Source organism: Mycobacterium sp. (genome assembly GCF_019247615.1).
Classification (GTDB): domain Bacteria; phylum Actinomycetota; class Actinomycetes; order Mycobacteriales; family Mycobacteriaceae; genus Mycobacterium.
The window spans coordinates 1-25,400 of sequence record NZ_JAFBAT010000154.1 but is presented as its reverse complement, the minus strand read 5'-3'; the positions used below and the strand labels follow the sequence as shown (position 1 = coordinate 25,400).

The following is a 25,400-nucleotide window of genomic DNA, read 5'->3' as shown; positions in this document are numbered from 1 at the left end:
GCGGCCAGAGAAGTCCAGGCAGGCCGGGCGGCCAGTCCTTTCAAGCCGCGCCACCGGGGCCGGCAACGACCATGCAGCCTCACCCGGCCCACCCGGGTCACAGCACAACGTAACAACACGAAGTAACTGCACCTACGAACTTAAGGATGATCATGGCCGACTTGGATTACCAGGCGATCGACGTCGACAACCACTATTACGAGCCGCTGGACGCCTTCACCCGTCACCTGGACAAGGCGTTCAAGTCCCGCGGCGTGCAGATGGTCACTCAAGGCAAGCGCACGTTGGCTGTAATTGGCGGCCGGGTCAACCATTTCGTTCCCAATCCCACCTTCGACCCGATCATCGTGCCGGGCTGCCTGGACCTGTTGTTCCGCGGCGAGATTCCCGAGGGCGTCGACCCGGCATCGCTGATGAAGGTCGAGCGGCTCGCCGAGCACCCGGAGTACCAGCACCGCGATGCCCGGATCGCGGTGATGGACACCCAGGACATCGAAACGGTGTTCATGCTGCCGACGTTCGGGTGCGGGGTCGAGGAGGCGCTCAAGCACGACATCGAGGCGACGATGGCCTCGGTGCACGCATTCAACCTCTGGCTCGACGAGGACTGGGGCTTCGACCGGCCCGACCACCGGATCGTCGCGGCGCCGATCATCTCGCTGGCCGATCCGGCCAAGGCTCTCGAAGAGGTCGAGTTCGTGTTAGCGCGCGGCGCCAAGCTTGTCCTGGTGCGGCCGGCGCCGGTGCCCGGTGTCGTGAAGCCGAGATCGCTGGGTGATCGCAGTCATGACCCGGTGTGGGCTCGGCTGGCCGAGGCGGGCGTGCCGGTCGGCTTCCACCTCAGCGACAGCGGATATCTGCACATCGCGGCGCAGTGGGGAGGCAAGGCGACCTTCGAGGGGTTCGGCGAAAAGGATCCACTGGATACCGTGCTCCTCGACGACCGCGCCATCCACGACACGATGGCGTCGATGATCGTGCACGGCGTATTCACCCGACACCCCGAGCTCCGGGCGGTCAGCATCGAGAACGGGTCGTACTTCGTGCACCGGCTGGTCAAGCGCCTGAAGAAGGCGGCCAACAACTACCCGCGCAATTTCCCGGAGGATCCGGTGGAGCAGTTGCGCAACAACGTGTGGATCGCGCCGTACTACGAGGACGACCTGACGGAGCTGGCCAAGGTTATCGGCGTCGACAAGATCCTGTTCGGTTCCGACTGGCCGCACGGCGAAGGCCTCGAGTCGCCGCTGTCGTTCGCCGAGGAGCTCACGGGATTCAGTGACTCCGATGTCCGAAAGATCATGCGCGACAACGCTCTAGACCTCCTCGGAATCCAAGTGGGTTCGGCCGCTTGATTACTCGAGGCTGGTTACCCTAGTGAGCGAATGGACCGTAGGCGCGGTTCTTGACGCCATCGCCGACGTCATCCCCGACCGCCTGATGACCGTCTGCGGAGACCGCCGAAGCACGTTTGCCGAATCGGCCCGGCGCACCGACGGTTTGGCGAATTACCTCAGCGGCAAGGGGTTCGGGGCTTACGCCGAGCGAGGGAAGCTCGAGCCGTGGGAATGCGGTCAGGACCGGGTCGCTCTCATCATGTACAACGACCTATACCCCGACATGGTGATCGGATGCCTCAAGGCGCGCACCGTCCCGGTCAACGTGAACCACCACTATTCGCCGCGCGAAATCGCCGACCTGCTTGCCTATGTCCGCCCCCGGGGAATCATCTATCACCGCGCCCTCGGCGCGCGATTCGCCGAGGTGCTGCCCCCGGACGGGACGGAGCTGCTGTTGTCCATCGACGACGGAAGCGGCGCTGCCGAACTGCCGGGCGCCGTGTCGCTGGATGACGCCCTGGCGTCCGGCGGCACGGACTTTCGCCCGGCGGGGTCGCCCGATGACCTGATCATGATGTGCACCGGCGGAACGACGGGACGCCCCAAGGGAGTCCTGTGGCGTCAGAGCGACATGTACGTGTCGTCGATGGTGGGTGCCGACCACGCGAGCGTCACCGAGATTCACGACAAGGTTCGTGGTGGCGGCCCGCCGTGGTTCGCCGTTTCGCCGCTGATGCACGCGGCCGGCATGTGGACCGCGTTCGCCGCGCTTTGCGCGGGCCTGACGGTCGTACTCTATGACGACCGCAACAAGCTCGACGTCCGGTCCGTGTGGGAAACCGCCGAGCGGGAAAAGGTGGGCATGATGACGATGGTCGGCGACGCGTACGCCGGGCCGCTGATCGGCGAACTGCGCGCCCATCGCTACGACTTGTCCTCGCTGAACGCCATCGGCACCGGGGGAGCGGCCACCAACGCGAAACACAAACGGGCGCTGATGGAATGCCTGCCGCACATCACCATCATCGAAGGCTATGGATCCTCCGAAAGCGGCAACATGGCCTTCGGGCACAGCCACAACGGCACCGCGAGCGAAACCTTCGCGCCGCGGGAAGGCGCCACCGTCGTCTCCGCCGACCGGACCCGGTTCCTGCGGCCCGGTGACCAAGAGATCGGGTGGGCCGCCAGGACGGGCCGGATTCCGCTCGGATACTTCAACGACGCCGAGGCCACCCGGCGCACCTTCCCCCAGATCGACGGCCGGCGGGTGGTGATACCGGGTGACCGCGCATCCATTGAAAAGGACGGCACCATACGCCTTTTCGGCCGTGACTCGCTGGTGATCAACACCGGCGGTGAGAAGGTCTTCGTCGAAGAGGTCGAGGAAGTGCTGCGGGCACATCCGGGTATCGCCGACGCCCTGGTGGTGGGGCGGCCCAGCGAGCGGTGGGGCCAGGAAGTCGTCGCGCTCGTCGCGCCACACCCCGGAGCCGACCCGAGCGGCGCCGAACTGTATACCTTCTGCACCTCCCAGCTGGCGCATTTCAAGGCTCCCAAGGCGTTCATCTTCGTCGAGCAGATTCAGCGCCTGGGAAACGGAAAACCCAATTACCGCTGGGCGCGGGAACAAGCCGAAGAGAAGGTGTCATGAACACCAAAGCGATTGACTGCCTGATCAACGTGCACTTCGGCGAGGCCGACTCCCAGCCCACCTGGATGCTCAAGGTTCGCGACGACTACTTCAAGGGCCCGGAATCGATGTTCGCGCCGGTCGACCTGTCCGAACTGCTCGACGAGATGGACTCTCACGGCGTTCAGCGGGCCATCCTGATGGACTCGATGGCCAGCCCGTCCACCACCGCGCGCAAGTTCATCGAAGCCAAGCCGGACCGGTTCGCCCTGGCGATGGGCGGGGTCAACCTGCTGCGCCCGGTCCGGTCGTTGCGCGAATTGACCGCCATCGTGAGCGACCTGCCGGTGGCGTATGCGGTTGTGGGACCGAGCTTTTGGGGCGACGGACAGTACCCGCCCAGCGACGCCGTCTACTACCCGCTCTACGCCAAATGCGCGGAGCTGGAACTGCCGTTGTGCGTCAACACCGGCATTCCGGGCCCGCCGATTCCCGGAGAGGTGCAGCACCCCATGCACCTGGACCGGGTGTGCGTGCGCTTCCCCGAGCTGAAGCTGTGCATGATCCACGGCGCCGACCCGTGGTGGGACGTCGCGATTCGGTTGCTGCTCAAGTACGCCAATCTGCGCCTGATGACGTCGGCATGGTCGCCCAAGCGGCTGCCGGAAGCCCTGCTGCACTACATGCGGACGCGGGGCCCGAACAAGGTGATCTACGCGTCGGATTGGCCGGTGCTGCGCATGAGCCGGGTGATACCCGAAGCCCGCGCGCTCGACCTGCCCCCCGAGGTGCTGGACAACTACCTCTACAACAACGCGCAGGAGTTTTTCTTCGGGAAGGAACGTTGACCATGGACCGCTTCGAACTGCGCAGACTCGACTACAGCCTGTCCGAGGACCACGTGGCTCTGCAAGATGCGTACAAGCAATTCTTCAAGACCCACTGCTCCATCGAAACGGTGCGCGCCGCAGAACCATCCGGATTCGACAAGAACCTGTGGGAGCGGCTGTGCGCGATGGGCGCGACCACGATGGCGCTGCCGGAGTCCGCCGGCGGCGACGGCGCGACGCTGGTCGATCTCACCCTGGTGGCCGAGGAGATCGGCCGGTCGCTGGCGCCGGTCCCGTGGATCGACCACGTGTGCGCCGCACGGTTGCTCGCGCGCCTGGGCGGATTGAACGCCGACACCGCGGGGGTGGCCGGCGGCGGACGGCTCGCCGGGCTCGACGCCCACATCGACGGTGCGGCGGGTCCCCGGCTGATCCCGACGGGCTCCATCGCCGACCACATCGTCATCCGGGACGGCGATCAGGTCGTGCGCCTCACGTTCGGCACCAGGCCGGCCAAGGTCGACAACATCGGCCGGTTGCCGATGGCCTGGGTGGACCCGGCCGCCGCGGACACCCGCACGGTCATCGGCGAAGGGCCCGACGCGGTGGCGAGTTACCAACGGGCCCTGGACGAATGGCGGCTGCTGACCGCGGCGGCACTGGTGGGCCTCGTCGAGGAGACGATGACCATCGCCGCGGAGTTCGCCAAAAACCGGTACACGCTGGGAGTGCCGATCTCGACGCTGCAGGCCATCTCGCACCCGCTTGCCAACATGGCCATCACCGTTCAGGGCGGCCGTAACCTCGCCCGCCGGGCCGCCTGGTTCCTGGACAACGAACCCGACGAACGGCCCGACCTGGCTCCGTCGGCCTTCGTCTTCATGGCCGAGGAGGCCTCGAAGGCGGCGACGATGGCGGTGCACATCCAAGGCGGCCTTGGGGTTTCCTCCGAAGCCGCGGCCACGGCGTATCTGGTGCGAGCCCGCGGATGGCCGCTGGCCGGCGGCGATCCCGGCGCCACCGCCTTGCGCGTCGCCGAGATCGTCGCGGCCCGCGAGAGCACACCCCAGCCGGCTTAGACAGGAGCGAAAAACAATGGACTTCTCCCGAGTCGAGCTTTCCGCGGAGGACCGCGCCTTCATCGAGGAGGCGCGAAATTTCCTGAGCACCCACATGACCGAGGAGGTCCGGCGCCGCGACCGCGAGACGGGCGACAACTTCGACGAGGGCCTGCACCTGAAGTTAGGCGCCGCAGGCTATTTGGCGGGCGAGTGGAAGTCGGAATCCGAGGGCGGGTTCAGCCGGGTTCGGCGCCGCATCTGGGAGCAGGAGAAGCGGCGCGCCCACGTGCCCTGGGTAACGTGGGGGACCACCGCGATGGTGGCACGTTCGGTGGCGAAGTTCGGGTCCCCGGAGGTGCGTGACGAGGTGCTGCCGAAAGTTTTCAGCGGCGAGGTCCGGCTCTGCCTGGGCTACACCGAGCCCGAGGGCGGCTCGGACGTCGCCACCTGCAAGACCCGCGCCCTTCGTGATGGAGACGGATTAACTTGGATCATTAATGGCTCCAAGATGTTCACCACCGGCGCGCACAACTGTCAGTACGTGTTCCTGATCACCAACACCGCCCCCGAGGCGCCGAAACACAAGAGCCTGACCATGTTTCTGGTTCCGCTGGATTCGCCGGGCATCGAAATCCAGGGCCTCCGCACCGTGGACGGTGACCGGACCAACATCGTCTACTACAGCGATGTTCGCGTCGACGACAAGTACCGGCTGGGCGACGTGAACGCGGGCTGGACCGTGCTGCGCGAGCCGCTCAACGTCGAGCACGGTGCCGTCGCGGCGGCGCCCGACGGGCTACAGGACACCTCGATCATGATGCACCAGGCCGGATCCCTGGCCGAGGCCGTCGACAACGCTGCCGCGCGCGTGACCCGGCCCGGCCCGGACGGGCGCCGCCTGATCGACGACAAGTCGGTCGCCTACCGGCTGGGCCGCAGCGCCGCGCGGTTGGAGGTCGCGCTGTCGTCCCCGAGCATCTACGGCCGTGTCGCCATCGCGCAAACCATGCGCGACATCTCTCCGGACCTGATGGACATCCTCGGGACCGCGTCGACCCTCCCGTTCGGGACCGACGGCGCCGCCGACGACGGGAGCGCCGAGTACGCCTTCCGGTTCGCCCCGTTGGTGGGCATCTACGGCGGCACGCTCGAGGTGTTCCGAAACATGATCGGCCAGTACACCCTCGGTCTCGGCAAGCCGAATTACTCACCGCCGAAAGCGTCTTGATCCACCGCTCGGGTCCCCGGCTGGTAGGCGAGCGCCGAGCGTGTAACTGCTGCGATGCCCATCGGCGTGTCGTCGCAGCAGTTACACGTTCGGCGAAGTCACGGCCTTCTCCGCGCCGATGCCGGTGAGCGAGCGGACGTCCATCTCGGCGTTGCGCACCGGATCGCCGCGATCGGGCGACGACAGCGTGCCCACGATGCCGAGGACAAACGCGAGCGGGATCGACACGATTCCGGGGTTGGAAAGGGGGAACCAGGCGAAGTCCGCGCCGGGGAGCATGGCGGTCTTCGCGCCCGACACCGCCGGCGAGAAGATGATCAACACGATGGTCGAGATCAGCCCGCCGTACATGCTCCACAGCGCGCCGCGGGTGTTAAACCGCTGCCAATAAAGCGAATACAAGATGGTCGGCAAATTGGCCGACGCCGCGACCGCGAACGCCAGCGCCACGAGGAAGGCGACGTTCTGGCCGTTGGCCAGGATTCCGAGCGCGATGCCGAAGATGCCGAGCACGACGGCGGTGATGCGGGACACCCGGACCTGTTCGCTCTCGGTGACCTTGTGGCGCTTGATCAGGCTGGCATAGATGTCGTGGGCGAACGACGTCGATGCCGTGATCGTCAGACCCGCGACCACGGCGAGGATCGTCGCGAACGCCACCGCGGAAATGACGCCGAGCAGGACCACGCCGCCGAGATGGAATGCCAGCAACGGCGCCGCCGAGTTCTGGCCACCGGCGGCCTTGAGGATCCGGTCGGGCCCGACGATGGCGGCGGCGCCATAGCCAAGCGCCAGCGTGAACAGATAGAAGGCGCCGATGAGCCCGATCGCCCAGACCACCGACCGGCGTGCCTCTTTCGCCGTCGGCACCGTGTAGAAGCGCATCAGCACGTGCGGCAGGCCCGCGGTGCCCAGCACCAGCGCAAGGCCCAGCGAGAGCAGATTGATCTTCGACGTCGTCGACCCGCCGTATTGCGCGCCGGGAGCCAATACGTTGCGGCTGGAGACACCCTTGGTGGTGGCGTGCGACACCGCCGTCTGCGCCGACCCCAGGATGTCGGAGAAGTTCATGCCGAACTTCGCCAGCACCATCACCGTCATCGTCGCCGCACCGAGGATCAACAACACGGCCTTGATGATCTGCACCCAGGTGGTGCCCTTCATCCCGCCGACCAGGACGTAGACGATCATCAGGACACCGACGACCGCGATGACGATCGACTCACCAAGGCGCCCTTTGACATTGAGCAGCAGGGCGACCAGACCGCCCGCGCCGGCCATCTGGGCGAGGAGGTAGAACAGGGACACCGTCAGCGTCGAGATCGCCGCGACGAGCCGGACCGGGCGCTGCCTGAGCCGGAAGCTCAGTACGTCCGCCATGGTGAATTTCCCCGTGTTGCGCAGCAGTTCGGCCACCAGGAGCAGGGCCACCAACCAGGCGACGAGGAACCCGATGGAATACAGGAACCCGTCGTAGCCGTAGACCGCGATCGCTCCGGCGATGCCGAGGAAGCTGGCCGCCGACAGATAGTCGCCGGCTATGGCGATGCCGTTTTGTGGTCCCGAGAACGCCCGGTCGGCGGTGAAGAACTCGGTCGCGGTGGCGTTCCGCTGGCTGGCCCGGATCACCACGTACAGGGTGATCAGGACGAAGACGGCGAAGATCGCGATGTTGGCGGCGGGGTTCCCGATCGTCTGCTGACCGGCGGCCAGCAGCGTCATGACGCCTGCCCTTCGGCGCGAATGGCAGCGGCTCTCGGATCAAGCTCCTTGTCGGCGAACCGTACGTAGAGTCCGGTGATGACGAACGTCGTCAGGAATTGGCCCAGCCCGATCAGCAGTCCGACGTTGACGTTCCCGAAGACCTTGGTCGCCATGAAGTCGTGTGCGAATGCGCCCAACAGGACGTAGGCGGCGTACCAGGCGAGGAAGGCCGCCGTCATCGGGAACACGAAACGGCGTAGCTTGCGCCGAAGTTCGGCGAACTCAGGGCTCGCCTGGATGGTCACGAACTGCTCACCGGTGGTTAGTGGGACGTCCTCGGATGGAAATTCGGTAGTGGACACCGCAACTCCTGACCTCGAGTTCGAGCAGGGCTTTCGGCGTTAGCCTACGAGCAAACCCGATGACAACAGCAGTGCGATTTCTGTCCGGGTATTTAAATTAACCCTGGCATTGCCGCGCGGGCACCTGGCGGCAACCCGATCAAGGGCATTTGTTAAGCCGGCACCTCGTGCGGTGCGTCGCTCTTGAACGCCTCCCGCCGAACCATTTCCCACACCGTCGGCGTGTGCTCGGTCGTCGAGACGACAACCGTCTTCCGGCGTGCCGTACGGTCTTGGGCGAGCTTGGTGAGGTAGTCCGCCAGGTCGATGCGGGCGGTGAACGCCCCCAGCGGAGCCACTTCTCCCGCAAGATAATTCGTAGGTCGCGGCAAATCGAACAATCCCGAGGGCCGCACGATGGTCCAGTCCAGGCCACTGTCCCGGACCACCGTCTCCATCCGGCGGATGTCGTCGTAGACGGTCTTGCCGATGGTGCGGGTGATGATCGGCTCGAATAGTCGCAACGCAAGCGGAGTATGGCCGCGCACGGGGTACGCGCCGGTGGAACTCACCACGACAAGCCGGCTGACACCCGACTCGCGCATCGCGTTCACGACGTTGCGGGTGCCGAGGGAATACGTGTCGACGGGTTGGCGCGTGAACGGCACCCCGAGCGTCGACAGCACGGCGTCGGCGCCGCCGACAACCCCGGCGAGATCGTCGCACCGCACGTCCGCACCCGCGACCGTCAGCCGCGCATCGGAGATGGGAAATTCGTCGGGCCGCCGGGTCACGGCCACCGCCGAGTGACCGGCGTCCAGCACCCGACGCGTCAGCAGCCGTCCGGTCGAGCCATTGGCGCCGAAGATGACGATTCGCATGAGAACTCCTCCCGTTCGCCACTACGACGAAACGGGCCGGCCGAAAGTTACAGCGGTTGCGAAGGTCAGGTCGTGAGGATGGTCGCCGCCGCGGTGCCGGGGGCGCCGTATAACTGAGTGAACCCGACCTTGGGATCACCGGGGACCTGACGATCGCCTGCCTCGCCGCGGAGTTGTCGAACGATTTCGTGGATCTGGCGCAGCCCGGACGCGCCGATGGGCTCGCCGTTGGCGATCAGCCCGCCGTCGGTGTTGACCGGCATAGGGCCGCCGATCTCGGTGGCGCCGTCGGCGAGCAGCTTCTCCTGATCACCGTCCGCACAGAAACCGCACTCGGCCATGTGAATGATTTCGGCGCCCGCGTCGGTGTCCTGCAGCTGGATCACGTCGACGTCGGCGGGGGCGACGCCCGCCTTTTCGAACGCGCCGCGCGCGGCGTACACGGTGGGCGCCACATCCTCGTCGACCGGTGCGAAGGTGGTGTTGACCTCGTAGGCCCCGTAGCGCCGCGTGCGCACCTCCACCGCCCGCAGGTAGACGGGCTTGGAGGTGTAGCGATGGGCGATGTCGGCTCGGCACATCACCGCGGCCGCGGCGCCCTCGTCGGGCGCGCAGAACATGTACTGCGTCAGCGGGTAATTGAGCACGGGCGAACTCAGGATCTGTTCCTCGGAGATCGCCTTGCGGCGAAGCGCGTTGGGGTTCAAGGCTCCGTTGCGGAAATTCTTGGCGGCCACCTTGGCGAGCGTCTGCGCGGAGATGTTGTGCTCGTGCAGATAACGGTTCGCCTTCATGCCGAAGAACTGGGTGGTCAGGTATTGCCCGTTCTCGGCGTACCACCTCGGCATGCCCACCAACGCCGGATCTTCGGTGAACGCACCGCGCGGGTGCTTGTCCAGGCCGATGGCGATGCCGATGTCGTAGTCGCCCAACCGGATTCCGTCGGCGCAGGCCTTGACCGCGCTGGCCGCCGTCGCGCAGGCGTTGAACACGTTGGTGAATGGGATGCCGGTCAGGCCGACCATGCCGACGATGGCGTCCGGGTTAGCCACCGTCCAGCTGCCGCCCGTGGCGAACTGGACGTCCTTCCATTCGATGCCCGCGTCGGCGACCGCGGCAAAGATCGCGTCGACGCCCATCTGCATCGCCGACTTGCCTTCGAAGCGGCCGAACGGGTGCAGACCCACCCCGATGATGGCTACATCGTTGGTCACCTGTATCTCCTTGTCTCGGGCGGCTCTAGCGGCGGCGCACCAGCTGGGCCTGCTGCAGGGCGGCCACCGCGCCGTGGGCGTCGAAGAGCGTGGCGATGGAGACGCCCACTCCGTCTCGGCCGTAATGGTTTTCGGCGCGCACGCCGATCCATTCGCCCTCCGGGACCCGGTGGATGTGCACGGTGAGATCGGTGTTGAGAAACAGCCATTCTGTGACGCTGAGCCGGCTGCCCATGCCGTTGGCGATGTCGGCCACGGCGAACAGCCGCTGCATCGGCGTCATCTCTTCGCCCTTGACGAGGTCGACGACGGGTCGGGCCCAGCACTCTCCGGGCACGTCGTTGAGGATGTCGTTCAGCCAGCGCCAGTCCAGGCTCTGGATATAGGTCTGGTTCGCGTCGCTGTCGGGCCGGCGGGGGCGCCCCTCGCCGACGGGTCGCAGCGGGGGAGTGGGCGTGAAGAACAACTCCGCCGCGTCGCCCTGCTGAAAACGCCAGGCGACCGCGTTGGCGGCCGGGCGTGGCCGCTCGTCGGGACCCGGCGCCAGCATTTGGGCGTTGAGCAACTCGATCTTGGTTCCCGGGCGCTCGACGTGCGCACGAACCCACAGCGGCCCGTCGACCGGGACTGGCCCGAGCAGGTCGACGACGACGCGGCTCAACCGGGTGTCGTCGCGCGGCGAGCAGCGCTCCAGGGCGCGCACCAGCAGTGCCGAGACCGGCGCCGCGTTCTGCATCGTCGGTGACCACGTGCTGATGACGTGATCCGACGCGCTGAACCGCTCGCCGAGTGGATCGTGTGGACCCGCGAGTTCGTAGTAGGCGTCGGTCAAGCGATGGCCCTCGCGTCCTTGAGTTCGGCGATGCGGTCCCAGTCCATGCCGAGCTCCATCAGGACGATCTCGGTGTGCTCGGAGGCTTGCGGCGCGCGCGTCGTGACCAGCGGCTCGTGGTTGAACTGGACCGGACCGCGTACGACGCGGAACGGCTTTCCACCGCTTGCCAGTTCGACCTCGGAGATCATGTCGTTGGCGATGGCCTGCTCGTCGTCGGCGAGGTCGAGGAGGCTCTGGAACGGGGCCCACTGACCCTTCATCGTCTTCAGGTGCTGTCGCCAGTACGCAAAAGGCTTGGCGGCGATGGCCTTCGCGATCAGCTCGGCGGCGGCGTCGGCGTTTTGGATCAGCGGGAGCACGTCGGAGAAGCGGGGATCGTCGGCGGCCTCGGGGATGCCGAGGTGCTCGAAGGTGTCCCGGATGATGCCCGTCGGGCTGATGATGCACAGGTTGATCGTGCCGCCGTCGGAGGTTTCGTAGTTGCCCATGAACGGATTCACCGACGGCGCAAGGGAACCCGGCATGGACGTCCGCATGACCTCCCCGGTCTCCATGCCCTGGGTCACGCTGGCGCCCGCCGCCCACCAGGCCGTGCTCAGCAACGACACATCCATTTCGACGGCCTCGCCGGTGCGTTCGCGATGCAGCAACGCGGCCGAGATGCCGCCCGCGATGAACATGCCGCCGATGGAGTCGCCGAATGCCGGAATGCCCTGTCCCAGGGCGCCACCCAGCTCCTCTGGCGTCAGCGCGTACCCTACGCCGCTGCGTGTCCAGAATGCGGTCCCGTCGTAGCCGCCGACGTCGCGCTCGGGTCCCTTGTCGCCGTAGGCCGAACCGCGGGCATAGACGATGTTCGGGTTCACCGCGCGGATGTGCTCCACGTCGAACTTGTGCTTCTGCCGTTGCGCCGGCATGTAATTGGTCAGGAACACGTCGGACGTCTTGGCCAGCTCGTAGATCACTTCCTGGCCGCCCGGCGTCGAAACATCGATCCCGACGCTGCGCTTGCCCCGGTTGGGATGCTCCATCAGCGGGTGCCGATCCGGGTCGACCTGGATGCCGCCCATGTTGAGGAAGCCGCGCTGGGTGTCGCCGCGCACCGGGTGCTCGACTTTGATGACGTCCGCGCCCCAGTCGGCGAGGATCGCCCCCGCCGCAGGGACGAACGTGAACTGCGCCAGCTCCAGGACCCGAAAGCCCTCCATCACCTTTATCATTTTGGGGACCCTACTTCGCGTCGAACGTCACTGGAAGGGCAGTCGGGGAACGGAAGGGCTGGCCGTGGATGTGCGGATCGCCGCCGGTCTGCAGGGCGAAGTTGGTCAGCCGATCCAGCAGGCAGCCGACCGCGACCCGGGTCTCCAGCCGCGCCAGGTGCAGACCCAAGCAGGTGTGCTCGCCCGCGGCGAAGGAGATGTGCGGCGCGTGCTTGCGGAAGATGTCGAATTCCTCCGAACGTTCCCAGCGGCGCTCATCGCGGTTCGCCGAACCCACGCACACCCCGATCACGGCGCGCGCCGGGATGTCGACGTCCTCGAGTTCGGTGTCCTCCGTCGCGAACCGCTGCACCGTGGTCAGCGGCGTCTCGTAGCGCAGCCCCTCCTCGATTGCCTGGGGCAGCAGCTCTCGGTCGGCTTGCACGGCCGCGAACTGGTCCGGATGAGTGAGCAGCAGATACAGCAGGTTTCCCGATGACCGGTAGGTGGTCTCCAGCCCGGCGGGCAGCAGGAGCCGCAGGAAGGAGTAAATCGCTTCGTCGCTGAGCTTTTCGCCGTCGATCTCCGCGGCGACGAGATCGCCGATGATGTCCTCGGTGGGCTTGGACTTGCGCTGCTCGATCTGCTCGACGAAGTAATCCTTCAGCGCCGCCGACGCCTCGAACGCGCGCTCGTAGTTGACGTGATAGCTGATCAACGCGACGGCGTGCTGGCGAAACATCGGCAGGTCTTCGGCCGGTAGGCCCAGTAGTCGGGCGATGACGCGGATGGGGAATTCGAAGGTGAATTGCCGGACCAGGTCGGCTTCGCCGGTTTCGATGAACTCGTCGATCAGCGCGTTGCAGATCGGCCGCACGATGGTGGATGCCCACCGGGCAAGGGATTTGGACTTGAACGCCGCGGACACCAGGTTGCGGTGGTCGCGATGCTTCTTTCCCTCCATCGCCAGGATGGTCGGGCCCATGAAGAGGCCGATCGTCTTGTCGTACGGCACGGAGCTGAACACCCGGCCGTCGCGGAACACCGTGTTCACCGCGTCGAACGACACGGCGGAATATTCGCGTTTGGGCCGCAGCGACTCGGGCGTCTTGGAGTAGTCCATGACGGTCCCGCGGAACACGCCGGCCTGCCGGCGCTTACGAGCGAAGAAGGGGTACGGGTCACGCAGGCTGACGGTGTCGTCACTCGTCTGAACGTTGGTCGTCACCTAGATCTCCACCATCTTCAGCAGGAACAGGCTGTCCCTGCGTAAGATCGTACTGTAATTATTACAGTAGACAATATGGTCGCCTGGTGGACCACACGCCGGCTTAGCCGTTCTCCGCCTGCTCGCGCGCCCAGCGGTAGTCGGCCTTGCCCGACGGGCTGCGCTCGATCACCGGGCGGAACACGATCGCCTTGGGAAGCTTGTAGCGGGCCAGCGACTCGCCGGCGTGCTTGATCAGCTCGTCGGCGTCGGCGTCGGCGCTCGCGCCTTCGGCCAGGGCGACGATCGCGACCACCTCCTGCCCCCACCGCTCGCTGTGCCGCCCGGCGACCACCACGTCGGCCACGGCCGGGTGCGACGCGAGCGCGGTTTCGACCTCCTCGACGAAGATCTTCTCGCCACCGGAATTGATCGTCACCGAATCGCGGCCCAGCAGTTCGATCGCGCCGTCGGCGCGGTGTCGCGCACGGTCGCCGGGGACCGCATACCGCACGCCGTCGATCACCGGAAATGTCTTGGCGGTCTTGGCCGCATCGCCCTTATAGCCGAGCGGAACGTAGCCCCGTTGCGCGAGCCAGCCCATGCCGTCGTGGCCGGGCGGCAGGATCGCGGTGAGGTCCTCGGCCGCCACGAACGTGTCCGGCCCGGCGTTGAAGGTGCCGGTCGACACCGCCCCCGAGGTGGACAGGTGGTGCATCTGCGCGCCCGTCTCCGACGACCCGACGCCATCGATGACCAGGGCGTTGGGCAGCGCATCGATGAGCTGTTGCTTGACGTACGGGGTGAGCAGGGCGCCGCCGTTGGCGACCACGGCCAACGAGGACACGTCGGCGATCCCTTTCTCGATGGCGGCGACCAACGGCCGCGCCATCGCGTCACCGACCACCGTCACCGTCATCACCCGCTCGCGCTCGATGGTGCGTACGACGTCTTCAGCGTCGAAATGGTCGACGACGGAAGGGAATACGACGGTCTGCCCGGTGGTGATCGCAGTCATCACGCTCCACTGCGCGGCGCCGTGAATCAGCGGCGGCAGGATCATCAACTTGGTGCCGGGGCCCGCGGCGGCCCCGGCGACGATCTGGTCGACTGAGCCAAAGGGCTCGCCCGTCACCAGGTTTCGGCCGCCGAAGGACGTCATGAAGATGTCATGCTGGCGCCACAGCACACCCTTCGGCATCCCCGTCGTCCCACCGGTGTACAGGACGTACAGATCGTCGGGGGAGTGCTGCACCGGCGGCGGCTCCGGCGAACTGGACGCCAGCGCCGTTTCGTAATCCACCGCGCCGTAGATCAAGTCGTTGCCCGAGTCGTCGGCGATCTGAATCAGGACCCGCAGCTGCGGCAGATCCGGCAGGATTTCGGCCACCCGCGGCGCGAACGCGGCATGGTAGATCAGGGCCGTCGCGCCGCCGTCCTTCAGTAGATACTGCAGCTCGCTCTTGACGTAGCGGTAGTTGACGTTGAAGGGGGCGACCCGCGCCAGGAAGCTGCCCAGCAATGCCTCGACGAACTCGTTGCCGTTGTAGGCGTACAGGCCGAGCAGGTCCTGGCCGACCTCGTGGCCGGCGAGCGCGGAGCGCTCGGTGTGGCACCCCAGGCCGCGCGAGCGCAGGTAGGTGGCGAGCCGGTTCGCCCGCTCGAGGAGCTGCGCGTAGGTGTAACGCCGTTCGCCCCGGATCACGAGGTCGCGGTCGGGGATGGCCGCCGCGACGGCCGTTGCGACGGCGGAAACGGTGAATTGCGTTGCGGTGTCAGACATCTTGCCTCTCACGGCTGGTGGGGTAGCAGGCGAATCATCAGGCCGTTGGCTTCGCTGAGTAGTGTGCTATCGGCAGCCGTCATGCTAGCGGCAATGAAAAACTTCCTGCCGTCGACGCGCGAGATCCGGCCCTGGGCGCTCAGCGGCTCGTCGATCGGCGTGATGCTGCGGTAGTCGACATGCAGGTACGCCGTTCGGGTAGGCGGGACGCCGGCGGTGGAAACGATCATCCCGAACAGCCAGTCGTAGAGGAGGGGGATCATGCCGCCGTGCACGGCGTTGTTCCCGCCCACGTGGGCGCGGGTGAAGTGTCCGTGCATGGTGACGCCGTCCGGTCCCGATTCGGTGACCAGCCACGGCGGCAGCAGCGGATGTCCCAGCCCGGGCAGCTCGAGGACCCGCCCGCCGGGCGCCACGCCCTCGGGGACCTGGTGGCCGTCCAGCAGCGCGCAGGCCCTTTCGAGGTGCTCGGCCGCAATGCTCCACATCGGACTGTCAGTGGAGACGGTCAGGTCCTGCAAGCGCCGCATCGCGGCGACGAACCGCCCCAGTCCGGGGGGCGCGTGCTCGGCGGGCCTTATTTCGGGGAATCCGCCTCGAACCACGGGCGCGGTTTCGGTCATGGTGTGTTCCAGGCTTGCAGCAGGTCGTCCGTTGTGGTGATGGTCGCGAGCAGAGACAGGGTGTTGGCGATGACGGCCTCACCGTACTCGGCGGGCACGCCGGCCACGGCGTCCTTCGGCACGACGACGCGGTAGGCGGCGTTGACCGCGTCCATCACGACGTTGGGGATCGCGATGTTCAGCGAGACGCCCACGACGACGATGGTGGACACCCCGAGGTTGCGCAGCACCGCGTCGAGGTCGGTGCCCCCCATCGGCCCGACGCCGTGCCAGCGGCTCAGGACCAGATCGGTTGGCTCTGGACCTAATTCAGGCAGCAGTGCGGCTCCAGGTGTGCCGGGGGCGATGCCGACTTGGCCTTTGCCGGGGCCACTGGCCCGGCTGAAGATCTTGGCGTTGTGGTTGGAGCCGAGCCCGTCGGTGCGTCGCTGCACCAGGCAGTGCACCACGCGCACCCCGGCCGCCCGCGCGGCCGGCAACAGCCGCACGATGTTCGGCAGGGCCACGCGGCGCGCGTCCTCGGCCAGTGCCGCCAGTGCGGCGTTCGGACCGATGACCGCGCCCTGGCACTCCTGCGTGACGAGCGCGGTGTGCCCGGGCGCGACCAGGCCGTCGAGCGCGGTCACGCCGGCACTTCGTAGAACTGCGTGGCCCACTTGCGCAGCGCCATATACCCTTTCGCGTCCACCTTGGACAGCGGCGGATGCTCCACGTACCTCTGGTAGCGCCAGATTTGTAGATCGTCGAAAACCGTTGACAAGAACTGTCTTTCGATCACCTCGCGCAGCTTGCCCTCCGGCACGTCGGAGTCGTCGCCCGGGATGCGCGGCCACCAGATCGAGTAGAACAGGTCCGAGCACTCGCCGTCGACCGGTGTGCACGTGAAGATCAGCCGGTGATTCTGCGCGCCCTCGAAGACGCTGATCGCGCCGCCCAGGCCGAACAGGTGGCTGTGGAAGCGCAGCGCGAGATCGTCGGGGTTGTCGCTGCCGGCGTCTGGCCAACCGGCGATGAATTGCCACTCCTGATCGACGATCTTCCAGTCCAGCACCCGGGGCGTCACCGTGGCGTGGTGGACGTATTCAAAGTGGGCGCTGTCGGGAGCGTTCTCGGCCACGATCTGCGGGTGCACGGGTTCGCGTTCGGCGCGCCGGGAGAACTCCGGATAAGCGCGGTAGTAGGCCGCCGGGTCGGTCTCGAACTGCGGGAACTTGTGGAAGATGTCGGGCATTTCCCACTGCGGCTCCTTGCCGTCCGGCTGATGCCAGATGAACACGCAGTCGTACTGCTCGCGGACCGGAAACACCCGCAGCCGCAGCGCGCGGTTGGGCCGGTCCGGCTGGTAGGGGATGTAGCGGTTGGTGCCGTCGGGGCCCCAGCGCCAGCCGTGGAATGGGCACTCGACGCAGTCACCGACCACCTTGCCGCCGTGGCCGATGTGGGCGCCGAGGTGTTTGCAGTGCGCTTCCAGGACGTGCAACTCGCCGCGCTCGTCGCGGTAGGCCACCAGATCCTCGCCGAAATAGTGCAGCGGCCGCACCTCGCCAACTGGGAATTCGGGTGACCAGCCCACCATGAACCACCCGGTCACCTTCCAGGTGAAAGGCACTTTCACGCCGCATCCTCCGCGATCGTTGATACTAAGCCCGTTACAGTATAGATTTCAGCAGTTCGGCTGGTGCGGGGCAAGGAGCGAGTTGACTGAGGCGGCTGACGAGCTGGAAGCGATCCGGCAGCTCAAGGCCCGCTACTGCCGGTTCCTGGACACCAAGGACGTCGAGTCTTGGCGCACCGTCTTTGCGCCCGACGTGGTGGTCACCCTCGATATGGCGGTGTCCGCCGGCGGCGCCGATCCCAAGACGGCGCCACCGCTGGAAGGGGTCGATAACTTCGTACCCATGGTGATGGGCGGCCTGGGGAACGTCGCGACCATGCATCACTGCCACACCCCGGAGATCACCCTGACCTCGGCTACCACCGCTACCGGGATCTGGGCGATGGAGGACCTGCTGATCTTCGCGGATGGCCGCGAGATGCACGGCGCCGGTCACTACCACGAGACCTACGAGAAGCGGGACGGCTCGTGGCGGATCAAGACCCTGCACCTGACGCGGACCATCCTGAGGGTCAGCGATGGCGGATAATGGGCGCCGCTGGTTCGAGGTGATCGGTATGTCATGGGCAACGCGCGGACTCGGTCTGTCCAAGGAGCTGACCCGCGAGATGAGCATGCTGCTGCCCCGCACGCTGACGGGCCTGCACGAATCGTCGGGCTGGGCGCCGGCCTCCCCGCGCGGCCTGCGTCAGTTCGGTGAGGTGATGCTGGACGAGCTTGTGCTGAGCGGATTTTCACTGCTGGCGGGCGGCCCGGCGGAGATGCGTTCTGTGACCTCGTGCGGCGCGGCGGCCGAGGAACTGTCGGCCCTTGGCATCGACGGGGCGCACGCCGCGCCGAAGCCGTTGCGGGCGACGTCGATACGTCGGCGGCGGATCGGCGGACTGGAATACGAACGGATGACGTTCGAACACGATCCGGAGCTACCGCCGACGCTGCAGGCCGAAGGCTTCGGCGGACCGGCCCGCGCGGTGGTGCAACTATGCCGCCATCGCGACGGCCCGAGGCCGTGGCTGGTGTGGGTGCACGGCGCGGGTCAGGGCGGCACGGAGGACCTATTGCTGTCTCGAATCGGCCGAATCCACCACACGCTGGGATTCAACGTCGCGATGCCGGTGCAGCCCGGTCATGGCTGCCGGCGCCGCGAATGGCCGACCTACCCGGACGTCGATCCCCTGGGCAACGTCGCCGGCATGATGCGCGTGGTCTCGGAGGTCCGCGCAGTGGTGCGCTGGGTCCAGCCGCAGGCCACCGTCGTTGTGGTGTCAGGGATTTCGATGGGCACCCCGGTTGCCGCGCTGGTCTCCCACCTCGAGAGGCAGATCGACGCGGTTGCGCTGTACACCCCAATCCTGGGGCTCAACGCGATGATCGCGCGGCACCTGGGTCGCTGGGGGCAGTCGCGTGCGGGGTTCCGCGAGGTGCTGGGTTCGCCGGAGGTCGCGAAGCTGACGTCTGTGATCGACCCGCTGCGGGCCGACCCGGCCCCACCACCGCACCGTCGGCTCATCGTCGGTGCGTGGCACGACCGGATGGCGATGCGCGAGCCGGCGGTCGCGTTGCAGGAGCGCTGGGGCGGCCAGTTGTACTGGTACGACGGCGGGCACGTCGGTCACGTGTTCTCCCGGCGCGTGCTGGCGGTGACCGAACGTTTCCTGGGAGAGGTAGCCGGGTGACGGCGGCCGCCCGGATGGCGCGCGAGGTCGTTGAACTGACCTCTGGGAGATTTTCGAGGAGTTGCGCTTCGGTCTGACTATTGTGGTCGCCGGCGACGACGCCGTCCTTGGTGGTCATCGACGAGTCGTAGACCGAGGTCGGGAATTGCGTTTACAAGCAAGGGGTTTGGAATTGAGCGAGCGCACGTTTGACGAACTGGGGTACTACCTGCTCGCGGGGGCGGGCGGTGTGGGACCGGCAACCCTGATGGACGAGGCCCGCCGCGGCGAGGAGTTGGGCTTCGGCACCGCATTCATCTCCGAGCGCTGGAACGTCAAGGAGGCCTCGTCGCTGGTCGGGGCGGCGTGCGCGGTGACCAGTCGGATGCAAATCGCCACCGCCGCAACCAATCACAACACCCGCCACCCTCTGATAACCGCATCGTGGGCGACCACCATGCATCGGCTCTCCGGCGGGCGGTTCACGCTGGGCATCGGCCGTGGCATCGCGGCGATCTACGGGGCGTTCGGCATCCCGGCGGTGACGACGGCGCAGATGGAGGATTGGGCCAACGTCATGCGCCGGCTGTGGCACGGCGAACTGATCTTCAACCACGACGGCCCGATGGGCAAATATCCGATCCTGTTCCTCGACCCGGACTTCAGCGAAGACATTCGCCTGGCGCTGGTGGCATTCGGGCCGAACACCCTGGCGCTCGGCGGCCGGGTCTTCGACGACGTCATCCTGCACACCTACTTCACCCCGGAGACGTTGCAGCGCTGCGTCGCGACGGTCAAGTCCGCCGCCGAACAGGCGGGCCGCGACCCGGACAGCGTGCGGGTGTGGTCGTGCTTCGCCACGGTCGGCGATCACCTTCCCGAACCGCTGCGGCTGAAGAAGACGGTGGCGCGCCTGGCGACTTATCTGCAGGGGTACGGCGATCTGCTGGTACGGACCAACAAGTGGGATCCCGCTGTGCTGCAGCGTTTTCGGGAGGATTCGGTGGTGACGTCGATCGCCGGCGGGATCGATCACAAGGCCACGCCCGACCAGATCGAACACATCGCGACGCTCATCCCCGACGAGTGGCTGGAGCCGTCGGCCACCGGGTCGGCCCAGCAGTGCGTGGACCGCATCAGCAAGGAGTTCGACTACGGGGCCGACGCGGTGATCATGCACGGCGCCACGCCCGACGAGCTCGCCCCCGTGGTCGCGGCCTACCGGGCAGGGGGCGCTTAGCCCGTTACGGCAGGATGACGGTCCGGCTGACCGGTTCGGCGGCGGCCTGACGACTCGACAGTCCGCGAAGCAGCGAACCCAGTAGGGCATCACGGGTTTCGCGGGGATCGATGAGCTCGTCGAATCCCAGGTGTTCGGCCGAGCGATAGGACGCCTGCAACTCGGCGTCGCGCAGCTTCGCGGTGGTGTCCTCGCCGGCATGCGTCGCGCGGCCGAGCGCCGCCGCGCTCATGGCGCCCATGGTCGCGCCCGGGTACGCGAAGGTCGCGCTCTGGTGATCGAAACCCAACAGCGACATGACCATCGAGCCGAACCCGTATGCCTTGCGCAGTGTGACGTGCAGCTTGATCGTGGTGGCCACGGTCTGCGCGGCGAACATCCGCGCACCGGCGCGCAGCACGCCGCTGCGCTCTGACCGACTACCGGGCAGCATGCCGGGGTTGTCGGCGAGGAACACGATGGGCAGGTGGAACGAGTCGGCCACCATGATGAAATGCGCCGCCTTGTCCGCCGCGGCGGCGTCGATAGAGCCCGCGAGCACGTTGGGCTGGTTTGCGACGACCGCGACGGGGTGGCCACCGAGATGGGCCAGCGCGCAGATGATCGCCTTGCCGTACTGCGGCTGAACTTCGAACCAGTCGGGCCGGTCGAAGACCACATCCAGCACGGCGCGCATGTCGTAGACGCGGCGATTGTCGCGCGAGACGATGTCGAGCAGTTCGGGCGTCGCACGTGGCGCGCCGTCCTCATCCGGCGGCAGCGGCTTCGGGTACGACCACGCGCTCGGCGGAAAATACGACAGGTATCGCCGGATGTCGGCGATCACGGCCTCGTCGTCCTCGGCGACGTTGTGGATCACCCCGCTCGGCAAGGCGGTGACGGGTCCGCCGAGGTCCTCCTTCGAGATCTCTTCTCCGGTGGACTCTTTGACGACCGGCGGACCGGCGGTGAAGATCGCGCCCTGCTGGCTCATGATCCGGAAGTCGCACACCGGGGCGACGAGGGCGCCGTGTCCGGCCGAGGGGCCGAGCACGGCGGCGACGGTAGGCACCCGGCCCGAGCACTGTGCCTGGGAGAGCAGGTCGGTCGGGGATCGGCCGTAATGTCCCCCGCCGGGACGAAAGCCGGCGCCTTCGAGCAGCATTACCAGGGGAGTCTTGTCGCGCAGCGCCAGTTCCGCGATGCGGTAGCGCTTGGAGTTGCCGCCAGGGCCGATGCTGCCGGCCATGGTGGTGAAGTCCTCCGAGCCCAACATAACCGGCGAACCGTTGATGGAACCGGAGCCGACGACCAGCCCGTCGGCCGCGATCTCGCCGCCGACCAGCGTCCCGATTTCCCGGAAGGTCCCCGGGTCGACGAGTCGCTCGATGCGAGCGCGGGCGTCGAGCTTGCCCTTGCCGCGGTGCTTCTCGAGCCGTTCGGGCCCACCCATGCCCCACGCGTGCCGGCGGCGACGGTCCAGGTCCTCCAGCGTCTCCTGCCAATCCGGCGGTTTTGTCATGCCTATGTCCTACCTCACGGGAGATCCGTCGCGTGCCTAGTCCGATGATGGCGACCCGCCGCGCCCGGCTACGCCGCGCTTGCGATCGCCATTAGACCAGCAGGGTCACATACTGGATTGCTTACTGTAAAGTTGCCCGCATGGCTGACGGCCCTCGCCTCAAGATCGACGGGGGCATCCCCAATCAACTGGCGCGGGCCGCCGAGGCCGCCGCCGCGCTGGAAGAGCAGGGATACGACGGGGGCTGGACCGCCGAAACCAGTCACGATCCGTTTCTTCCGCTGTTGCTGGCCGCCGAACACACGTCGCGACTCGAACTGGGCACCAACATCGCGGTGGCGTTCGCCCGCAATCCGATGATCGTCGCCAACCTCGGCTGGGACATGCAGGCGTATTCCAAGGGCCGATTCGTCCTCGGCCTGGGCACCCAGATCCAGCCCCACATCGAGAAGCGGTTCAGCATGCCATGGAGCCACCCGGCGCGACGGATGCACGAATTCGTCGCCGCGCTGCACGCGATCTGGTCGGCGTGGCGCGACGGCACCAAGCTTCGTTTCGAGGGCGACTTCTACACGCACAAGATCATGACCCCGATGTTCACGCCGGAGCCGCAGCCCTATCCGGCGCCGAAGGTGTTCCTCGCCGCCGTCGGTGAGGCGATGACAGAGACGTGCGGCGAGGTCGCCGACGGGCACCTCGGCCACCCGATGGTCTCGAAGCGCTACCTCGAGGAGGTCGATCGCGTCCTGCCGATATTTTTCAGCGCTTCCCCGGACTGTATTACCGCCGCGATGAAGGAGTTTCGCCAGTGAGCACGCCCACGATGGATGACGCCGCCAAGCTGTTGACGGATCCGTTGGCCTACACCGACGAGCCGCGGCTGCACGCGGCGCTGACCCACCTGCGGGCGCACGCCCCGGTGTCGTGGGTCGACGTGCCGAACTACAAGCCGTTCTGGGCGATCACCAAGCACGCCGACATCATGGACATCGAACGCGAAAACACGCTGTTCACCAACTGGCCGCGCCCGGTCCTGACCACGCTGGAGGGCGACGAGCAGGCGATCGCCGCGGGTGTGCGCACGCTGATTCACCTCGACGACCCGCAACACCGGGTGGTGCGCGCCATCGGTTCCGACTGGTTTCGTCCAAAGGCGATGCGGGCGTTGAAGGTTCGAGTCGACGAGCTGGCCAAGATTTTCGTCGACAAGATGATGGCCGCGGGGCCCGAGTGCGACTTCGTTCAGCACGTCGCGGTCAATTACCCGCTCTATGTCATCATGTCGCTGCTGGGGCTGCCGGAGGCCGACTTTCCCCGCATGCTCAAGCTGACCCAGGAATTGTTCGGAAGCGAAGACTCCGAATTCAAACGCGGCACCACGAACGAGGACCAGCTGCCGGCGTTGTTCGACATGTTCGAGTACTTCAACGGCGTGACGGCGGCCCGACGCGAGCACCCGACCGAGGACCTCGCGTCGGCGATCGCCAACGCCCGCGTCGGTGGTGAACCGCTGTCGGACATCGACACCGTGTCGTACTACCTGATCGTCGCCACCGCGGGTCACGACACCACCAGCGCGACCATCTCCGGCGGCATGCAGGCGCTCATCGAAAATCCGGACCAGCGGGAGCGCCTGCGCGACAACCTCGACCTGATGCCGCTGGCCACCGAGGAGATGATCCGCTGGGTCACCCCCGTCAAGGAGTTCATGCGGACCGCCGCCGGGGACACCACGGTGCGCGGAGTGCCCATCGCTGCAGGCGAATCCGTGCTGCTGTCGTATGTATCGGCCAACCGCGACGAGGACATCTTCGACGACCCCTTTCGTTTCGACGTCGGCCGCGATCCGAACAAGCATCTGGCCTTCGGCTATGGCGTCCATTTCTGCATGGGCGCGGCCTTGGCCCGCATGGAGATCAACAGTTTCTTCTCAGAGCTGCTGCCGAGGCTCAAATCGATTGAGCCGGCAGGCGATCCAGAACTGACCGCCACGACCTTCGTCGGCGGCCTCAAACACCTGCCGGTCCGCTATGTGCTGACGTGAGCGCTCGCTACACTGCCCGCGGAGGACATCTGCATTGACGCGCAGGACGATCGTCATCACGGGAGCCAGCGACGGCATCGGGGCCGCGGCGGCGCGCCGGTTACGACGGAGCGGCGAAAACGTGGTCGTGGTGGGTCGGTCGCAAAGCAAGACAGCCGCGGTGGCCGCCGAATTGGATGCCGACTCTTTCGTGGCCGACTTCGCCGACCTGTCCCAGGTGCGGGCCCTGGCAGACAAGATTCGCTCCGAGTATCCACGCGTCGACGTATTGGCCAACAATGCCGGCGGCATGTTCGCCAAGGCCCGCCGGACGGTCGACGGTCACGAGGCAACGTTTCAGGTCAACTACCTCGCGCCATTCCTGCTCACCACGCAGTTGATGGAGTTGCTCGTCGATTCCCGCGCCATCGTCGTCAATACGACAAGCAACTCGCAAAAGCTGCTGCCACGAGTCAGCATCGACGACTTTGAAACTACCGTGCAACGTCGGCCCAGCATCGCTTACGCCTTGACCAAGCTGGCGATCATCCTTTTCACCAGGGAATTGCACCGCCGATACCATGCCGCCGGACTCTCGGCTGCGACGTTTCATCCGGGGTACGTCAACTCGAACTTCGGCGATGCGTCGGGATCACGGTTCCTGCTCTTCATGAAGCAACACGTGCCCATAACGGCGCACCTCACCGCGACCGCTGACCAGGGCGCCGACCAGCTGGTGTGGTTGGCCTCGAGTGACCCCGGCGTTGATTGGACCGCCGGCGAATACTACTCGAAGGGCAAGATTGCGAAAGCCAATCACGCGGCCTACGACAGCGAGCTGGCGCGCGAACTGTGGGATCGCAGTGTGGCCAAGCTTGCGTAGCGCGGGGGCCCGACGCTTTGGGACCAATGGCTACACCGGTAGGGACCAAAGGCCCCAATACGCGACACACGGGTCCACAAACTCGAATTCGGCATTGTCGCGCAGGATGATTCGGGCATGTCACGCGTCCACCACAACAGTTGGCCCAATTCCTCCATGAATCCGATGATCACGTTGATTGTCGATGAACACGATGGACGAACATACGCAAAGGTCGAGTTGAAATGGGGGAGTGCACAGTTAGCCGGCCTGGGGGTCGCTTACCGTCATCCGGCCGACTGCCTGTGGCGTGAGGCCGGAGAGGAACTGGCGACGGCACGCGCGTTGCTGGACCTTTCCGAGCGCATCACTGCGCTGTGGCGCTCCACAGCCCGATCGACGCATACGGCCAGCCGCAGCGGGTGATGGCTGGCGGACGGTAGTCTCAGGCAGTGTCGAAATCGATTATTCCCCTGATGATTTCGCCGTTACGGAGGTCGTCGTAGGCCTGGTTGATGTCCTCGAGACGATACCGCCGGGTGATCATGTCATCGAGCTGGAGCTGCCCGGTCTCATACAGCCTCGCCAACCGGGAGATGTCAGCCCTGGGGTTGCAGGAGCCGAATAT

General features: G+C 66.4%; 23 protein-coding genes and 2 pseudogenes. 12 read left to right on the top strand and 13 right to left on the bottom strand.

What is annotated here, in order from left to right:
- The first annotated feature begins 152 nt into the window (after positions 1–152).
- Genes JO059_RS10465 through JO059_RS10445 form a run of 5 tightly spaced genes read left to right on the top strand, consistent with a single transcriptional unit; the run spans position 153 to position 6,089 of the window.
- Positions 153–1,355, top strand: coding sequence for an amidohydrolase family protein (locus tag JO059_RS10465; protein ID WP_293316392.1), 1,203 nt, complete (start codon positions 153–155; stop codon positions 1,353–1,355).
- Positions 1,356–1,377: 22 nt separating this feature from the next.
- Complete coding sequence (locus JO059_RS10460) at positions 1,378–2,991, top strand: acyl-CoA synthetase (protein ID WP_293316390.1); 1,614 nt, start codon at positions 1,378–1,380, stop codon at positions 2,989–2,991.
- Positions 2,988–3,818, top strand: coding sequence for an amidohydrolase family protein (locus tag JO059_RS10455; RefSeq protein WP_293316388.1), 831 nt, complete (start codon positions 2,988–2,990; stop codon positions 3,816–3,818). The genes JO059_RS10460 and JO059_RS10455 overlap by 4 nt, the downstream gene beginning before the upstream one ends.
- Before the next feature lie 2 nt (positions 3,819–3,820).
- On the top strand, positions 3,821–4,879 hold the full coding sequence (locus tag JO059_RS10450) for an acyl-CoA dehydrogenase family protein (RefSeq protein ID WP_293316386.1): 1,059 nt from the start codon (positions 3,821–3,823) through the stop codon (positions 4,877–4,879).
- Positions 4,880–4,895: 16 nt separating this feature from the next.
- Positions 4,896–6,089 carry an acyl-CoA dehydrogenase family protein gene (locus tag JO059_RS10445; RefSeq protein WP_293316384.1) on the top strand — a complete coding sequence of 398 codons (1,194 nt, stop codon included), beginning with the start codon at positions 4,896–4,898 and terminating at the stop codon, positions 6,087–6,089.
- Between the two features lie 81 nt (positions 6,090–6,170).
- Here the strand turns inward: JO059_RS10445 and JO059_RS10440 are convergent, their stop codons facing one another.
- The 11 genes from JO059_RS10440 to JO059_RS10390 form a co-directional block, all read right to left on the bottom strand.
- Positions 6,171–7,811, bottom strand: a complete 1,641-nt coding sequence (locus JO059_RS10440) for a cation acetate symporter (RefSeq protein WP_293316382.1) — start codon at positions 7,809–7,811, stop codon at positions 6,171–6,173.
- A complete protein-coding gene (locus tag JO059_RS10435) occupies positions 7,808–8,155 on the bottom strand; it encodes a DUF485 domain-containing protein (RefSeq protein ID WP_293316380.1) in 348 nt (115 codons plus the stop codon). The genes JO059_RS10440 and JO059_RS10435 overlap by 4 nt, the downstream gene beginning before the upstream one ends.
- A gap of 152 nt (positions 8,156–8,307) precedes the next feature.
- Positions 8,308–9,015 (bottom strand): NAD(P)H-binding protein, encoded by a 708-nt coding sequence (locus tag JO059_RS10430; RefSeq protein ID WP_293316378.1) that lies wholly within the window; start codon positions 9,013–9,015, stop codon positions 8,308–8,310.
- A 65-nt stretch (positions 9,016–9,080) separates the two neighbouring features.
- Complete coding sequence (locus JO059_RS10425) at positions 9,081–10,229, bottom strand: thiolase family protein (RefSeq protein ID WP_293316376.1); 1,149 nt, start codon at positions 10,227–10,229, stop codon at positions 9,081–9,083.
- A gap of 25 nt (positions 10,230–10,254) precedes the next feature.
- On the bottom strand, positions 10,255–11,061 hold the full coding sequence (locus JO059_RS10420; RefSeq protein ID WP_293316374.1) for a thioesterase family protein: 807 nt from the start codon (positions 11,059–11,061) through the stop codon (positions 10,255–10,257).
- Complete coding sequence (locus JO059_RS10415; protein ID WP_293316396.1) at positions 11,058–12,272, bottom strand: CoA transferase; 1,215 nt, start codon at positions 12,270–12,272, stop codon at positions 11,058–11,060. Before JO059_RS10415 ends, JO059_RS10420 begins: the two co-directional genes overlap by 4 nt.
- 22 nt (positions 12,273–12,294) lie before the next feature.
- A complete protein-coding gene (locus tag JO059_RS10410) occupies positions 12,295–13,491 on the bottom strand; it encodes a cytochrome P450 (protein WP_293316372.1) in 1,197 nt (398 codons plus the stop codon).
- Between the two features lie 103 nt (positions 13,492–13,594).
- Positions 13,595–15,253, bottom strand: a complete 1,659-nt coding sequence (locus JO059_RS10405) for an acyl-CoA synthetase (RefSeq protein WP_293316370.1) — start codon at positions 15,251–15,253, stop codon at positions 13,595–13,597.
- Between the two features lie 8 nt (positions 15,254–15,261).
- Entirely contained in the window at positions 15,262–15,876 is a 615-nt protein-coding gene (locus tag JO059_RS10400) for a PaaI family thioesterase (protein WP_293316368.1), read from the bottom strand.
- The gene (locus JO059_RS10395; RefSeq protein ID WP_293316366.1) at positions 15,873–16,502 is read right to left on the bottom strand and encodes a cysteine hydrolase; all 630 of its coding nucleotides are present in this window, start codon (positions 16,500–16,502) and stop codon (positions 15,873–15,875) included. Before JO059_RS10395 ends, JO059_RS10400 begins: the two co-directional genes overlap by 4 nt.
- Positions 16,499–17,491 carry a Rieske 2Fe-2S domain-containing protein gene (locus JO059_RS10390; RefSeq protein WP_293316364.1) on the bottom strand — a complete coding sequence of 331 codons (993 nt, stop codon included), beginning with the start codon at positions 17,489–17,491 and terminating at the stop codon, positions 16,499–16,501. The genes JO059_RS10395 and JO059_RS10390 overlap by 4 nt, the downstream gene beginning before the upstream one ends.
- A gap of 82 nt (positions 17,492–17,573) precedes the next feature.
- On the opposite strand from JO059_RS10390, the gene JO059_RS10385 reads away from it, so the two are divergent.
- The 3 genes from JO059_RS10385 to JO059_RS10375 all read left to right on the top strand — a co-directional run bounded on the left by JO059_RS10385 (position 17,574) and on the right by JO059_RS10375 (position 20,386).
- Positions 17,574–18,020, top strand: a complete 447-nt coding sequence (locus JO059_RS10385; protein WP_293316362.1) for a nuclear transport factor 2 family protein — start codon at positions 17,574–17,576, stop codon at positions 18,018–18,020.
- Between the two features lie 28 nt (positions 18,021–18,048).
- Positions 18,049–19,167 (top strand): PHB depolymerase family esterase, encoded by a 1,119-nt coding sequence (locus JO059_RS10380; RefSeq protein ID WP_293316360.1) that lies wholly within the window; start codon positions 18,049–18,051, stop codon positions 19,165–19,167.
- A gap of 172 nt (positions 19,168–19,339) precedes the next feature.
- The gene (locus JO059_RS10375; protein WP_293316358.1) at positions 19,340–20,386 is read left to right on the top strand and encodes a TIGR03857 family LLM class F420-dependent oxidoreductase; all 1,047 of its coding nucleotides are present in this window, start codon (positions 19,340–19,342) and stop codon (positions 20,384–20,386) included.
- A gap of 4 nt (positions 20,387–20,390) precedes the next feature.
- Here the strand turns inward: JO059_RS10375 and JO059_RS10370 are convergent, their stop codons facing one another.
- Positions 20,391–21,887, bottom strand: a complete 1,497-nt coding sequence (locus JO059_RS10370) for a carboxyl transferase domain-containing protein (RefSeq protein ID WP_293316356.1) — start codon at positions 21,885–21,887, stop codon at positions 20,391–20,393.
- Between the two features lie 140 nt (positions 21,888–22,027).
- Between JO059_RS10370 and JO059_RS10365 the strand changes: the two are divergent.
- The 4 genes and pseudogenes from JO059_RS10365 to JO059_RS10350 form a co-directional block, all read left to right on the top strand.
- Positions 22,028–22,624, top strand: a pseudogene (locus JO059_RS10365) (TIGR03617 family F420-dependent LLM class oxidoreductase); the annotation flags it as partial.
- Between the two features lie 86 nt (positions 22,625–22,710).
- Positions 22,711–23,931 carry a cytochrome P450 gene (locus JO059_RS10360; protein WP_293316394.1) on the top strand — a complete coding sequence of 407 codons (1,221 nt, stop codon included), beginning with the start codon at positions 22,711–22,713 and terminating at the stop codon, positions 23,929–23,931.
- Positions 23,932–23,965: 34 nt separating this feature from the next.
- Positions 23,966–24,793 carry an SDR family NAD(P)-dependent oxidoreductase gene (locus tag JO059_RS10355; protein ID WP_293316354.1) on the top strand — a complete coding sequence of 276 codons (828 nt, stop codon included), beginning with the start codon at positions 23,966–23,968 and terminating at the stop codon, positions 24,791–24,793.
- 156 nt (positions 24,794–24,949) lie between these two features.
- Entirely contained in the window at positions 24,950–25,198 is a 249-nt protein-coding gene (locus JO059_RS10350; protein WP_293316352.1) for a dsRBD fold-containing protein, read from the top strand.
- A gap of 19 nt (positions 25,199–25,217) precedes the next feature.
- Here the strand turns inward: JO059_RS10350 and JO059_RS10345 are convergent.
- Positions 25,218–25,400, bottom strand: a pseudogene (locus tag JO059_RS10345) (alcohol dehydrogenase); the annotation flags it as partial.